General features: G+C 41.6%; 14 protein-coding genes. All 14 read right to left on the reverse strand.

Annotated features, from left to right (window positions below; all coding sequences use genetic code 11):
* Nucleotides 1-69: 69 nt before the first annotated feature.
* Complete coding sequence (locus N1I86_RS02175) at nt 70-363, reverse strand: EscU/YscU/HrcU family type III secretion system export apparatus switch protein (protein ID WP_341094730.1); 294 nt, start codon at nt 361-363, stop codon at nt 70-72.
* Nucleotides 360-2,174 (reverse strand): hypothetical protein, encoded by a 1,815-nt coding sequence (locus N1I86_RS02180; RefSeq protein ID WP_341094732.1) that lies wholly within the window; start codon nt 2,172-2,174, stop codon nt 360-362. The genes N1I86_RS02175 and N1I86_RS02180 overlap by 4 nt, the downstream gene beginning before the upstream one ends.
* Complete coding sequence (locus tag N1I86_RS02185; protein WP_341094734.1) at nt 2,171-2,959, reverse strand: ribonuclease HII; 789 nt, start codon at nt 2,957-2,959, stop codon at nt 2,171-2,173. The genes N1I86_RS02180 and N1I86_RS02185 overlap by 4 nt, the downstream gene beginning before the upstream one ends.
* Nucleotides 2,960-3,329: 370 nt before the next feature.
* Nucleotides 3,330-4,184, reverse strand: a complete 855-nt coding sequence (gene ylqF / locus N1I86_RS02190; protein WP_341094736.1) for a ribosome biogenesis GTPase YlqF — start codon at nt 4,182-4,184, stop codon at nt 3,330-3,332.
* 167 nt (nt 4,185-4,351) lie between these two features.
* Nucleotides 4,352-4,891 carry a signal peptidase I gene (gene lepB, locus N1I86_RS02195; RefSeq protein WP_040341500.1) on the reverse strand — a complete coding sequence of 180 codons (540 nt, stop codon included), beginning with the start codon at nt 4,889-4,891 and terminating at the stop codon, nt 4,352-4,354.
* A gap of 362 nt (nt 4,892-5,253) precedes the next feature.
* Entirely contained in the window at nt 5,254-5,598 is a 345-nt protein-coding gene (gene rplS / locus N1I86_RS02200) for a 50S ribosomal protein L19 (protein ID WP_003354556.1), read from the reverse strand.
* Between the two features lie 164 nt (nt 5,599-5,762).
* Nucleotides 5,763-6,515, reverse strand: a complete 753-nt coding sequence (gene trmD / locus N1I86_RS02205; protein ID WP_003354554.1) for a tRNA (guanosine(37)-N1)-methyltransferase TrmD — start codon at nt 6,513-6,515, stop codon at nt 5,763-5,765.
* A complete protein-coding gene (gene rimM / locus N1I86_RS02210; protein WP_341094737.1) occupies nt 6,512-7,030 on the reverse strand; it encodes a ribosome maturation factor RimM in 519 nt (172 codons plus the stop codon). The genes trmD and rimM overlap by 4 nt, the downstream gene beginning before the upstream one ends.
* A 4-nt stretch (nt 7,031-7,034) precedes the next feature.
* The gene (locus tag N1I86_RS02215; RefSeq protein WP_327797886.1) at nt 7,035-7,427 is read right to left on the reverse strand and encodes a YlqD family protein; all 393 of its coding nucleotides are present in this window, start codon (nt 7,425-7,427) and stop codon (nt 7,035-7,037) included.
* A gap of 291 nt (nt 7,428-7,718) precedes the next feature.
* Nucleotides 7,719-7,991, reverse strand: a complete 273-nt coding sequence (gene rpsP, locus N1I86_RS02220) for a 30S ribosomal protein S16 (protein ID WP_003354551.1) — start codon at nt 7,989-7,991, stop codon at nt 7,719-7,721.
* Between the two features lie 200 nt (nt 7,992-8,191).
* On the reverse strand, nt 8,192-9,532 hold the full coding sequence (gene ffh, locus N1I86_RS02225; RefSeq protein WP_341094738.1) for a signal recognition particle protein: 1,341 nt from the start codon (nt 9,530-9,532) through the stop codon (nt 8,192-8,194).
* A 29-nt stretch (nt 9,533-9,561) separates the two neighbouring features.
* Entirely contained in the window at nt 9,562-9,894 is a 333-nt protein-coding gene (locus tag N1I86_RS02230) for a putative DNA-binding protein (protein ID WP_003354549.1), read from the reverse strand.
* Nucleotides 9,895-10,182: 288 nt separating this feature from the next.
* Nucleotides 10,183-11,175 carry a signal recognition particle-docking protein FtsY gene (gene ftsY / locus N1I86_RS02235; protein ID WP_341094739.1) on the reverse strand — a complete coding sequence of 331 codons (993 nt, stop codon included), beginning with the start codon at nt 11,173-11,175 and terminating at the stop codon, nt 10,183-10,185.
* A 162-nt stretch (nt 11,176-11,337) separates the two neighbouring features.
* A complete protein-coding gene (gene smc, locus N1I86_RS02240; RefSeq protein WP_341094743.1) occupies nt 11,338-14,904 on the reverse strand; it encodes a chromosome segregation protein SMC in 3,567 nt (1,188 codons plus the stop codon).
* Nucleotides 14,905-14,912 lie beyond the last annotated feature (8 nt).

Here is a 14,912-nt window from a genome sequence, read left to right on the forward strand (position 1 = left end):
TTGTATTTTATGTCCCTATTCTTCTCGTTTACTTTAATAATTGTACAAAAGAACCGGCGTTCCGCCGGTTCACTCATTATGCCCTTCTTCCTCTGCTTTATCCAACCGATAAATAAAGGCAAAAACTTCTGCAACTGCTTGATACAGTTCTTCCGGTATCACTGTAGACAATTCCAGTTTGCAAAGCAATTCCACTAAATTAGGGTCTTCTTGAATGGGAATATGGTTTTTTTCAGCTTTTTCAATAATCGCCTCAGCCGTTTTGCCTGACCCTTTCGCGATAAGAATTGGAGCTTGATGCTTATGAGGATCATAAGAAAGAGCAGCTGCTTGTTTTCGTTTTATTCCGTTTTCTTTTTTCATATCAAAATATTCACTCCGCTCGAAAATGGATCTTGCATCATTTCCCGAAGGATCATTTTCCCGTTTTTTTCATCTAAAGGTTTAAACTGGACAGAAGATAATTGGTAGCCAATCTGTTGCAATCCTTCTTTTAAGTTGGATAAAAGCGGAGAGGCAATCGTTTTTAGTTCCGGGTTGTCGTTCATTATAAGGAGAGTGACGATACGGTTTTGAACTTGCATATCGACAACAACCTCTTTTAAATTTTTCAAATCCAAATAAAAAAGAATTCGGCAATAGTCCGGGTCAAGCTTTCCGTCTTTATTCTTTTTTCCAGACCATTTTATCGTCAAATCTGTGTTGAGCCCGAAAAAAGAAAGAGGAAAATTCATGACAATGGTTTGAGCGGCTCCCAGATCGTTTGATAAAATCGGGTATGCATTCAGCCTCGCCAATAGTTTTTCGGCGCTGTCTTTGATCTCTCTGGAAGCCTGGTCTTTTACAAGATCGGCCAGCTGTGGTTTTAAAACTTCTTTCCAATTTTCAGTGAAAGATAAAAGGTTGGATTCGTAATCGGCGCCCAATAATTTCATCATCGTTTTCAAGAGAGCAAAAGCATCCTTGCCTGTTAAATGATTTTCCGTCTCTTGTTTTACTTTTTCCCACAAGCCCTGGAACAGTTTTTCCCCTTCGCTTAAGCTATCTAAGGGAAGCTGTCTCGTACGGTCAGCCTCCTGTTCCACTAGTTTTAGCAGCTGGCCTTCCGAAACTGTCAGCAAAGCAGCCAGTTTCTTTAATGAGATTTCACCGTTTTCCGGAATGGATGCCGCCTCCTTCAGCAATGCCGAATAAACTTTTTCAGCCCATTCCGTTGTCTGCGACTGTTTCGATCCACTCTCACGCAAAATATCACGAACCAATTCTTGCTGGGCGGGATCCAGCCGGGATAAAAAGGATGAAAGCTGTTTTCTTCCAATCTCCCCAGATGAAAAAAGCCGTTGAAAGGAATCATCATCCGTTGAAGAAGAAAATAAAGAATTCAGCCATTTGATCGCCAAATCGGACAGTCGAACACCGTTTTGTTCTTCTTTCGGCAAAAATCCCCACTTTTGAAGCAAATCAGCTGCGGCATCTTGTTCGGATGGACCGCCGCTTTCCAGAAGCGCAAGAAACTTTTGGAAAAACTTCATTGCCAATAATTTTGTGGAAGGATCCTTTATTTGATGAAGCGTGTTCATCAATGGGGGCACAAGATCTCCTTCAGGCGATGAAGACGCCATCTGTTCCCTTAATGCCGCCAACAATGAATGGGTGCTGCCCGTCTCCCCCATTACTGACATCAATGAATTAAAGACACTTTTCGTAAATGGGAGGGAACGATCCATCATCAACTTTAAAATGTCAAGCCCTGCTTTTGTATCCGTCAGCTTCAGCCATTGGGCTGCATTTTTCATTTTTTCTTTTGTCAGCACCCATTGTTCAGCCGCCATTTTTTCTGCAATCGCCTTGATCTCCGGAGAAACGGGAAGAGAAAGTTTTTTCACAAGACTTTCGGCCGCAAGTTTAGGGTCCGTCCCCATTTCTGCTGCATTGGCAAGCACTTTTAAGTGCAAACCATTTTTCACCGTGGCTACTATAAACCAGTACCGTTCTCCGGCTTGGAGCGGAACTTCCATTTTAGCGAACATCTTTTGTCCTTTTATATTGATTTCTGCCATATTTTGTGGAAGCCACCGGACAATTTTGGCCGAAAACATTTCTCCTGTCTGAAAATGGACTTGTCTTTCCTGAGGGATTCCTTTTAGGGAAACAATACTTTGCAAAATATTCAATGAATCTTCTCCCCTTTTAGGCTCTCCACGATTTCTTTCACCGGAGAAAAGGATAGGCGATGGATGTCTGAAGGGCCGTATATTTTCAAACCAGCAAGATGCTCCTTCGTTCCGTAGCCCATGTTTTGATCAAATCCGTAATAGGGGTACTTCTTTGCGAACTGTTCCATCATCCTGTCTCTTTCCACTTTCGCAACAATCGATGCGGCGGCAATCGAAGCACTTTTACTGTCTCCTTTTATAATAGATTCTTGAGGAACAGAAAGTGGGAGAGTCATGGCATCGATCAGCAAATAATCCGGAGTTCGAGTGAGCGATTGTACAGCCATCTGCATTGCTTTTTTTGTCGCTTGATAGATGTTCAATTGGTCAATTTGCTTATGGTCCACAATCCCGATTCCTATGTCTGCATGTTGTTTAATATATGTATAATAGGATTCTCGTTTTGCTTTACTCAGTTTTTTAGAATCATTGAGACCCGGCAAAGAAAAATCTTCCGACAAAATGACCGCTGCCGCTACAACGGGTCCGGCAAGCGGCCCTCTGCCAACTTCATCGATCCCGGCAATAATCGAATAACCTTTTTTTTTGGCTTTATTTTCATAAGTAAATAGTGATCGAAATTGTTCTTTTTCTCTCTGTTTCTTTTCTTGTTCTTTATACCAAGCCTGAATCAGTTTTTGCACTCCTTTTCGCTCATCACGCAGCCATTCCTGAAATAACGGGTCATCTTCAGACTCGATCTCTTTGATTTTTTCTTTGATTTCCCCAATTGTCAGGCTCATATACCGTCTCCTCCTTTTTGAAATGGAACGGAAATCTTTCAAAACTACTACTTCTATTCTAAGAATCCCATTTCTTTCGATCTGGATATAAGGACAGAATAAACATCCGAAACTTCGAATCGTCAGCTGAATTTCATCAGAAAATGCTCGATATTGGATAAGGGGCATGTCCCCTCTTTGTTTTATTATCGGCTTTTCACAATAAAAAATAAAGACCCGCTAAGAGGGTCTTGAGTCTGTCGTGGACATCGTCCGATTCATTTAACTTTGAAGTGTCCATATGGAAAAAATTCAGCTTCTACCCAAAAGGCTTCGTCTTTATTCCCTCACAGGCCGGTTAAAAAGAAAAGGGGTTACGCCGCAAATATCTTTAAGAAAGGTGATTTTCCGGAAAATCAAACGTCAATTTCCCTAACTTTTCAGAACGGATATCGCGGATGATAATATCAGTTGTTTTATCGTAATCAATTTCTCCGCCCTTTAGCAGGCAGCCTCTCAGTTTTCCAATGGCATCAAACATTTCGATGATTTCCAAATGAGGGTCAATCTGGTATCGCTCTGTCAGACGCTCGGGATAATGCTCCTTTAAAAATCGCAGTCCATATGCTGCAACATCTTGCAAATTAATGATCGAATCTTTTATGGCCCCCGTTAGCGCCAATTTATAGCCTACTTCCTCATCTTCAAATTTAGGCCATAAAATACCTGGGGTATCTAAGAGTTCCAGTTCCTTCCCCACTTTTATCCATTGTTGGGCTTTCGTCACCCCTGGTGTATTGCCTGTCTTGGCAATGTTTCGTTTAGCCAGCCGATTAATCAGAGTGGATTTCCCCACATTTGGAATACCGACAATCATCGCACGAACAGCTCGGGGTTTGATCCCCCTTGCTCTCATTCGCTCAAATTTTTCTTTCAACAGCTCTTTTGTCTTATTCATTATTTGGGAAAGTCCCTGACCCTCTTGAGAGTTTATGGCAATGGCGGGCAATTGGCGACTCTTGAAGTAAGCGATCCATTCTTTCGTCCAATCCGAATCAGCCAAATCCGCTTTGTTCAATAAAATGATTCTAGGTTTTTGCTGGATGATTTCATCGATCATCGGATTTCGTGAAGACAGCGGCAAACGAGCATCTACCAGCTCAAAAACGATATCAATGAGTTTAAGTTTCTCGGTCACTTCTCTCCTCGCCTTTGCCATATGGCCAGGAAACCATTGTATCGTCATGATTTCACCTCCTATCTGAATGGTTTCTGATAAGCTTAGCTATTGAGATGAAGTGTTTTAATCAAGCCAAGCTTATTCCAACGAGAAATTCTAAGATGAATCCATGATTCGGGAAACATGTGTTTAATGGAACGACAAAAAAACATTCCTTTGGTACAAAAAACGGGCTATTTGGCTATTCCGAAATCTTTAATCGGCCAATAAATAAACTTTGTCTCCCCTACTATTTTATCCATTTTGATCGTCCCGATATGGCGGCTGTCTTTGCTGAATCGGCGATTGTCCCCTAAGACAAAAATCTCTCCTTTTGGCACTGTATCGCGGCCAATAATTTCTTTCAAAGTAAAGTCTTGTGTTAAAGGACCGTCCGTCACTTCTTTTTTGTATTTGTCTAAATAGGGTTCTTTATAATATTTTCCATTAATATACAATTTGTCGTTCTTATATTCGATTCTATCTCCCGGAAGCCCGATCACTCGTTTAATATAATCTTTTCCTTCCGGTGCGTGAAATACGACAATATCGAATCGTTTGGGTTTCGCAAGTTTATTGACAATCATACGGTCTCCGTTATGTAGTGTCGGCATCATCGAAAGTCCGTCAACCACAATAGGAGCAAAAACGAAGTAACGAATAATCGCCGCGAGAGCCACTGCGATTAAAAGAGCTTTTGTCCATTCCCATAATTCATTTTTCTGTTTTGCCAAATTGTCCACCACCCAATGCCTATATAGAATCAAAATTGCGCCTGCATGCTGTTTCCTCGGACCATTTGCCACACAAATTCCGAGGAAAAACGGCGTTTGTTTTTCTATTAATTCAAACAGAGAAAACGGGAATATAATCTGATCGATACGTTTTCCTGCCGCAACTCTTACAATTTGTTGAAGCTTTATTCACACAGTGTACTTGGTCATACTTAAAACAAAGCTTCGTCTGAAGAATCCATACATGGCATTTATTTTACTTCATTTAAACTATTTTTGCCACCATTTGGAACAGCATGTAGTATGTATTGGGACATAAAAAGGAGCTTGAATACAAGCTCCTTTTTGCAAAGATCGTTCTATTATCGAATTTCTTTAATACGAGCAGCTTTTCCTCGCAAGTTACGCAAATAGTAAAGTTTCGCACGACGAACTTTACCGCGACGCACAACTTCAATCTTCGCAATTTTTGGTGTGTGAAGAGGGAATGTACGTTCAACCCCTACACCGTAAGAAACTTTACGTACAGTAAAAGTTTCGCTGATTCCGCCGCCGCGGCGTTTGATTACAACACCTTCAAAAATTTGGATACGTTCGCGATTTCCTTCTACAACTTTCACGTGTACGCGCACAGTATCCCCTGGACGGAAATCAGGAATATCATTGCGAAGTTGTTCTTTTGTAATTTCATCAATTAAATGGTGCATCGTATTCAACTCCTTCCAACAGATGCTCTTGCAGATCGATCGTTTGCAGCGGAACATCGTTTTCAAACGAAAAGAACGAAATATTTCGTTCAAATCACAAGCTAAATCTTATCATATCGCCAACCGCAAATCAAGCAGTAATTAGAAATTTTGCCAGTACGTTTTTAAGAGTCGGAGGACGAGTAATTCCCCTTTTCCCATTCTTGCAGCCATTCCTTTTGCTCAGGAGTTAATGGATAATTTTCTAACAAGTCAGGCCTTCTTTCCCAAGTTCTTCGCAGCGACTCCTTCATTCGCCATTGCTCAATCAATCGGTGATTTCCGGACAACAGCACGTCTGGAACTTTCAACCCACGAAAGTCGGCGGGGCGTGTATAATGAGGATGTTCCAGCAATCCAGAGGAAAAAGAGTCCATAATCGGTGAATTCTCATTGCCTAAAACTCCGGGAAGCAGTCTTACAACGCTGTCGACAACTGCCAACGCACCGATTTCGCCTCCAGTCAGCACAAAATCGCCAATGGAAATCTCGTCGGTAACGATCGTCCGAATACGTTCATCATAGCCTTCATAATGTCCGCAAATCAAAATCAAATGGTCTTCTTCGGCCAGCTCTTCCGCTTTTTTTTGCGTATATCTCTCGCCTTGGGGGCACATAAGGATCACTCTTGGCTGAGTGTTTTCGCTTTTTTGTTTCAAATGGGCGACGGCGTCGAAAATGGGCTGTGGTTTTAATACCATCCCGGCGCCGCCCCCGTATGGATAATCATCTACTGATTGATGCTTGTCATTCGAAAATTCTCTGAAATTGACTACATGATAGGTGACAATTTGCTTTTCTGCCGCTTTTTTTAGAATGGAAGATGACAAGACACCGTCAAACATTTCCGGAAACAATGTTAAAATATCAATCTTCATGACAGCAGTCCTTCCATTGGATGGATTATAATGATTTTTTCGTCAATATCTACTTTCTTCACGATGTCCTCAATATACGGAATATAATATTCTTTTCCATTGGAGTCTTTTACTACCCAGACATCATTGGCTCCCGGTGTAAGAATTTCCGTTACGATTCCCACCGGGTCGCCATCTTCCGTCTTTACTTGACAGCCAATGATTTGATGAAAGTAATATTCCCCTTCCTCCAATTCGTGTTGCTGGCTTTCAGGAATCTTTAACATCGCACCTTTAAACTTTTCCACATCGTTGATGCTTTCATAACCTTCAAATGAAAGAAGATCGAATGACTTATGAGTCCTATGACTATTCACCACGAGCGGAATTCCTTCCGTTTGTCCGGTGAGGAATAAATAGAGAGTATTGCCTTTTTTATAGCGTTCTTCCGGGAAGTCGGTACGGGAGAGCACCCGCACTTCTCCCTTGATTCCGTGTGTATTCACGATTTTACCGATATTGAACCATTTCTCCATTCTTTCACCCCTCACGAATGTCAATAATTATTCCGTCTTTCACGACAATCGTTTTCCCTTTTGCCACTTCATCCCAACGGTCTCCAATTTCCACTGTTACAATCGTCTCCAATTCCTGCTCTTTTATTTCGCTTCCAAGCGGCAATAAATCCAATTGTTGAAGTTGAAATTCATGTTGCTTGATTTTTTCTCTTCGTTTGTCGATTTCCTTTCCGAAATAGGCACGAACTTGCGCAAGGGAGAATTTTTTTTCTTTTTCTACCTTTTTTTGTTCAAATTGAAGCTGAGCACACTCCTTTTCCAGCTGCTCGATTTTTTCCGAGTATTTTTGGAGTAGCAACTCTTTGCTTTTTTCCGTTAATACTTGCTTAACGACCACTTTTTGGATAATTTCCATCGGGACACCTCCGAGATTGCCCCCAATAGGCTGACCACGAGTCCTATACAAAAAGGGAGGTTTCCCCTCCCTTTTTCGGCAATTTCCAAATATACTTTTTCCTTTATATCAGCACTAGCTGCCTAAAGAGCAGTCCGAATGGTTTTCACCATACGTCCGTATTTTCCAACCACTTTTCCGGCATCAGCTGGTCCATTGGAAAGGCTAGAAACCTCTCTTCGCGGATCGACACGGAGCCTTTTCCGAGTGGTCCGCGAAAGGTGTCAACGGCAAGAATGAATTCAATCATTCTTATTTGCCGTATTTAGCGTTGTGGAATTTTTCCATAATTCCTTTTTGAGAGAAAAGGTTGCGAACTGTGTCAGACGGTTTTGCACCGTTTTGCAACCATTTAAGCGCCAATTCTTCGTTAATTTCGACTTGAGCCGGTTGAGTCAACGGATTGTATGTTCCGATGGTTTCAATAGAACGGCCATCGCGAGGAAAACGAGAATCTGCCACTACAATACGATAGAACGGAGCTTTTTTTGCTCCCATACGTTTTAAACGAATTTTTACTGCCATGATTAATGCACCTCCGAATAGTTTCACACAAGATAGTATGTTATCAAAAAATCCTATTGCTTGTAAAGTGTTTTTTCTTAACACATGAATATTGCCTCAACAAACTTACTATTTAAAAGTGTTTAGATCAAGACCCGTAAAAGTAAAACATCATAGATCTCACATGAAAAGGGTGAAATAGTTACGGGCCGCTCATTGCTTTACATAAAAGGGAATTTGAAACCCTTTTTCTTTCCTTTTTGCATGCTGGTCATTTGTTTCATCATTTTTTTCATTTCTTCAAATTGTTTCAACAGCCGATTGACTTCTTGAATGGTTGTACCGCTTCCTTTTGCGATACGTTTTCTTCGACTGGAGTTGATAATTTCCGGATGCTCTTTCTCTTCTTTTGTCATTGAGCGAATAATCGCTTCCACATGGCTGATTTGCTTTTCATCGATTTGAATGTTGTTCAGCCCTTTGATCCTGTTCATTCCGGGGATCATTTTTAATAATTCATCGAGTGGACCCATCGAGCGGACTTGACCCAATTGGTCAAGAAAATCATCGAGTGTAAATGACATCGTTCGGATTTTTTGTTCAAGCTGTTTTGCTTTCTCTTCGTCAACGGAAGCCTGCGCTTTTTCAATTAATGTCAGCACATCTCCCATTCCGAGAATGCGCGATGCCATTCGTTCCGGATGGAAAGGTTCAAGAGCATCCATTTTCTCGCCCATTCCGGCAAATTTGATGGGCTTACCTGTTACCGAACGAATCGATAAGGCTGCCCCTCCGCGTGTATCCCCGTCCAGCTTGGTTAAGATGACGCCGGTGATGCCAAGCTGTTCATCAAAGCTTTGAGCGACATTGACAGCATCCTGCCCTGTCATCGCATCGACGACAAGAAAAATTTCATCAGGCTTGGTCAAAGACTGGATTTGTTTTAATTCTTCCATCAAATTTTCATCAATATGGAGCCGGCCGGCGGTATCAATTAAAACATAGTCATAATGCTCTTCTTTTGCTTTTTCAATCGCCTTTTGGGCAATTTCCACCGGGCTGACTTGATCGCCGAGAGAAAAGACCCGCATATTCAGCTGTTTGCCGAGAGTTTCCAACTGCTTGATGGCGGCAGGACGGTAAATATCCGCAGCGACCAGCAACGGCTTGCGGTTGTATTTTTTCCTCAAAAGGTTAGCCAGCTTGCCTGTTGTCGTCGTTTTCCCCGCTCCTTGGAGCCCGACCATCATCACAACAGTCGGAGGGCGCTTCGCAACGGCAATTTGGCTCTGTTCACCGCCCATCAGCTCGGTCAATTCTTCCTTAACGACTTTGATGACTTGTTGGCCGGGAGTCAGACTCTTCATCACTTCTTGGCCAACGGCGCGTTCGCTCACTTTTTTTACAAAGTCCTTTACAACTTTAAAGTTGACGTCTGCTTCCAAAAGCGCTAAACGAACTTCTCTCATCATCTCTTTCACATCCGCTTCGGATACTTTTCCTTTGCCGCGGATTTTTTGAATGGTGTTTTGCAAACGCTCGGCCAATCCTTCAAAAGCCAATGCTGCCGCCTCCTTTCTTTATAAAAAATCTACTCCAACCTCTCCAATTGTTCCACCAACTCGAGCAACTGCTCTTTTGAATGGTTGTCAGAAGAGATGGCATTCTTTAATTGTTGAAACAGTTCAGTCCTCATTTGAAACTTTTTGAATAAAGACAATTTTTCTTCATATTCTTCCAGCATGGCTTCTGTCCGTTTAATGTTATCATAAACTGCTTGACGGCTTATACCATATTCTTCTGCTATTTCCCCCAACGAGTAATCATCGAGGTAATAGAGGGCCATATAATTACGCTGCTTTGGAGTCAACAACGATTGATAAAAATCATACAAGAAATTCATTCTCGTTGTTTTTTCCAGCATGCCATTCCCCTCTTTTCGTTGTTAAGTGGAATTCCTTTACACTATTTCAGTGTACTTTGAATGACTTCAAATGTCAAGGAAATTTCCTTGCATGTGCCTGACGACAGAATGAAAAGCGCTATTTGGCGATAAAGGAACTCATGGAGCTCCCATTCCCCTTATTTCAAAAGTGAAAAACCGTTTGAGCCATAGATCTGTCGACTATTTATTTTCATCTGACCGGATAGTCCCAGCTGCGGCTCAAACGGTATTAGAAGAAGCCTTTATTCCTGCCTCTCCCCCAAAACGTCAGTTGGTGGAATCCTCTTTCATAAGGTCGGAAAATAATCCGTATACATACTTTTCAACATCAAACTCCTGCAAATCATCCATTTTTTCACCAAGTCCAACAAATTTTACTGGAATTTGCAATTCATTTCGTATTGCCAGCACGATGCCCCCTTTCGCCGTGCCATCCAGCTTGGTCAACACAATTCCTGTGACTTGGGTAGCTTCTTTAAAGGTTTTTGCTTGGATCAGTGCATTTTGGCCGGTTGTGGCATCTAAAACGAGAAGCACTTCATGAGGAGCCCCGGGCACTTCCCTTTCGATCACGCGTTTCACTTTTTCTAATTCTTTCATCAAGTTCACTTTATTTTGCAGGCGTCCAGCCGTATCGCAAAGGAGAACGTCTACTTTTCTCGCTTTTGCTGCTTTGATGGCGTCAAACATGACAGCAGCGGGGTCCGAACCTTCAGTCTGTTTGATCACATCGACTCCGACCCTTCCCCCCCATACTTCCAATTGTTCAATGGCTCCGGCGCGGAACGTATCACCTGCAGCCAGAAGCACTGATTTTCCTTCATTTTTAAATTTATGGGCCAGCTTCCCTATCGTTGTCGTTTTGCCGACTCCGTTCACGCCGACAAATAAAATAACTGTCAGACTGTTTTCCTGGAGATTGAGTTCATGAAGGGTTTCATCTCCCCCTTGATAAATCTCCACGAGTTTTTCCACAATCACATCTTGCAATTCAGCAGAGTCTTGAATTTTCCGGCGTTTGGCCTCCATTTTCAGCTCTTCCACCAGTTCCATCACGGTTTGAACACCGACATCGGCACTGATCATAATTTCTTCCAATTCCTCAAAAAACTCCTCGTCCACTTTTCGATAGCGGGCGATCAAGTCGTTGATTTTACTCGAAAATCCACTTCTTGTTTTCGACAAACCGCTCTTGAATTTTTCTGTTACAGTATCCGTTGATTTCGTAAATTTTGATTTTAGTTTTTGAAAAAAGCTCATCATTTCACTTCCTTTACTCATACTACCAGAGTCTTTGCGCTTCTTTTTACCTTCAAAACAAACCTTTGTATTCTGAATAAAAATCGAATTTGGACTTAAACAGAAGATTGCTTGATTCTTAAAAGAAAAAGTTCAAAATGAGACAGCAAGAAAAAGTGTTTCTTACACTTTTAACAATTCCTTCGTTTCTTCCAACCGGACGGAAACGAGCTTTGATACGCCTGATTCTTGCATTGTGACTCCATACAGCACATCGGCTTCTTCCATTGTACCTTTTCGGTGAGTGATGACAATAAACTGTGTTTCTTCGCTGAATTGCTTTAAATAACGGCTGAAGCGATAGACATTGGCTTCGTCAAGCGCTGCTTCTACTTCGTCCATAATGCAAAATGGAACGGGACGTACTTTTAAAATCGAAAAGAGCAATGCAATGGCCGTAAGCGCCCGTTCTCCGCCGGAGAGAAGCCCCAAATTTTGCAGTTTTTTTCCTGGAGGCTGAGCAATTATTTCAATACCGGTAGTCAACATATGCTCAGGATCTGTTAATTTTAATTCAGCTCTTCCTCCACCAAACAATTGCGAAAAAACCGAGCCAAATTGTTTACGTACAGCAGTGAAGGTCTCTTCGAAACGTCGAGCCATTTCTTCATCCATCTCGGAGATCACACGATAGAGTGTTTCTTTCGCTTCTTGAAGATCATTTTTTTGTTCCAACAAAAAGGAATAACGTTCGGAAATCCGCTTATACTCATCTATCGCTCCCAAATTGACCGTCCCTAATTCCTCAATCGCCAATTTGATTAGTTTTAATTGCTTGCGAGCTTCTTCAATGGGAATCGTAAGCGGATAATGTTCTTTTGCCGCTTCAAATGTCAGCTTGTATTCTTGATTTAAAACGGAAAGACGGTTTTCTAGTTCGACATCCAAACGATTAATCTTTACTTCTTCATCTTGAACAACTTCGACAAGACCTTTATGAATTCGTTTTAATTCTTTTAATTCAAGTTCTTCATCTTCAATGATTTGCTGAAGCTTGAATCGTTCTTCCCTTCTCAATGAGATGAGACGTGCTGTCTCTTCCTTATCTTGGGATTTTTGCTTAGCAGCTGCTTCCACTTGAACTTCCCCGTCTTCACTGTTCACCATTTCGGACTGCAGATCGTTCAAATCGTTTTCCAATTGCTTTTGTTTGTTGGATGCTGCTTCAATCTCCGTTTCTACTCTTTGAAGTTCTTTTTTGCGTGCGTTAAGCTGCTCATTTTTAACCGCCAATAATGCTTTCAAATCGCTGATTTCACTTTGCAGTTTTTCTTTTGATTCTTTCTCATGATATTTCTGCTCTGTCAGACGTTCTAATTCAGCATTGATTTTCTTCAACGCAGATTCTGTATTTTCAAGAGATCGAAGCAAAGACTCTTTTCGCTCTGTCAACGCTTGTTTTTCCCGCTCGTATTCCGATTTTTCCAAATCGTACACGGCCAGTTTTTCATTTAGATTCTCAAAGACCATTTCGTTTTCACGCCATTTGGCTTTCCATTCTTGCTGCTGCAAACGAAGCTTTTCCCCATCTTTTCGCATTTCTTCCAAATGAGCTTCGCGGGATTGGATTTCCGATTTTAATTCCTTTACCTTTTTTTCCGCCTCCATTGTTTTTTGTTCCATGATTTCGATTTCCTGCTTTAAAGATTCCAGCTCATTTTTGCGGCTTAAAATGGAAGCATTCTTTTGTTTAACTGCTCCTCCTGTCATGGAACCTCCGGGGTTGACGACATCGCCATCAAGCGTTACCATCCGCAATCGGTATCCAAGTTTTTTAGCCAGATCATTAGCTGCTTTTAAATCCGTCGTGATCACAACATTTCCTAACAAATTGGAAATGATGTCACGATATTTATCTTCACAACGAATCAATTCTGCCGCAATTCCGACAAAACGGCTATCCGATCGCAGCAATGCAATCAGGTCATTGGAAATCGATTTGCCTTTTATGATATTCAACGGCAAAAAAGTCGCCCTGCCGTAATGATGCTTCTTCAAAAAGCCGATAGCTTCACGGGCAGAACGCTCGTCCACCGTCACGATGTGCTGCGTAGCACTGCCGAGAGCTGTCTCGATGGCCTTTTCCAATTCTTTCGGGACTTCAATCAGTTCAGCCACCGCTCCTTCAATTCCATGAAGAACCGAATTTTTAGCTTTCAAAACTTCTTTTACGCCTTGGAAAAAGCCGGCATACTCTTCTTCCATCGTTTCGAGCATTTCTTTACGAGACTTGGCTTGCTGCAGAATTTTATAGGCTTGATATAAATTCGATTCCAATTTCGCATATTTTTGTTTCTGTGCTTCAAGCGTTCGTTTTTCCGTTTGGAAAGAATGAATGTGCTGATTCAACTCAAGTTCAATTCGTTTCAACTCGTTTTCTAAATTTTTTCTTTCGTTTTCAAATTCAGTACGAGAGCTTAAATATTTTTCGTTTTCCTTCGTCAGCCTTTGTTGGCGAGCTTCATATTGCTGCCATTGCTGTTCAATGTACTGCAGCTCATTTTTGATAGACGCTTGATTGTTTAAATGATCGATATAATCGGTTTTTAATGAATCAATCCGTTCGTCTACGTCGTCGGCCAGCTCGTTTAATTGTTTTTGTTTATCAGCGAGTGATTGTTTTAAGGCGAGCGCTTCCTCTTTACAGTTTTCCGTTTCTTGTTTAAGAAGCTCTTTTTCGTTTTGCAAAGATTGAAGACGTTCTATAAGTTCGATAACATTTTGCCTTAATTGGCTTTCGTTTTGAGCCGCATTTTTCTTTCTTTCTATTAATACCTTTTTTTGCCCTTCCAGTTTCTCCAATTCTTCACTGGCCGCCAACAAAACATTTTGCAAATCACTAATGGATTCATCCAATGCCGTCAGCCGATCCCTCAACTCCGCAAGCCTAGCTTCCTTTTTTTGAATTTCGGCCGATCGAGCCATTTCATCTTTTTTATGACTATCCAGCTCGCTGCTCAATTTTTCCCATCGCTTATGTAATTCTTCAATCTCATAAACGATGCAAGCCACTTCCACCTTTTCTAAATCCTCTTTTTTCTGAAGATAATCTTTGGCGATAGAAGCTTGAATTTTGAGCGGCTCTACTTGGTGTTCCAGTTCGTGCAAAATGTCATTGACCCTGTTCAGATTTTCTTCTGTTTCAGCCAATCTGGCCTCTGCCTTTTTTTTGCGCGTTTTGTATTTCAACACTCCCGCTGCTTCTTCAAAAATGCTTCGTCTGTCTTCCGGCTTGCTGTTCAAAATTTCTTCTACGCGGCCCTGTCCTATCATAGAAAAAGCTTCCCTGCCAAGACCGGAATCCATGAACAACTCGACAATGTCTCTCAATCGGCATGGCTGTTTGTTAATAAAAAACTCGCTTTCACCAGATCGAGTCACCCTTCTAGTGACACTGATTTCATTATATTCCAGTGGCAAAAATTCATCTTCATTATCGAGAACTAACGTAACTTCCGCAAAATTTAAGGCTTTTCGGGTATCACTTCCAGCAAAAATAACATCTTCCATCTTTGATCCGCGGAGCGACTTTGCAGAATGCTCTCCTAATACCCACCTGACGGCATCGGTAATATTGCTTTTCCCCGACCCGTTTGGCCCAACCACTGCTGTTATACCAGGAACAAAATCAATGGTGATTCTGTCAGCAAACGATTTAAAGCCAACGATCTCCAATCGTTTGAGGAACATTTATTTTC

This window comes from Bacillus sp. FSL W8-0116 (assembly GCF_038003825.1).
GTDB classification, from domain to species: domain Bacteria; phylum Bacillota; class Bacilli; order Bacillales; family DSM-4216; genus Bacillus_O; species Bacillus_O smithii.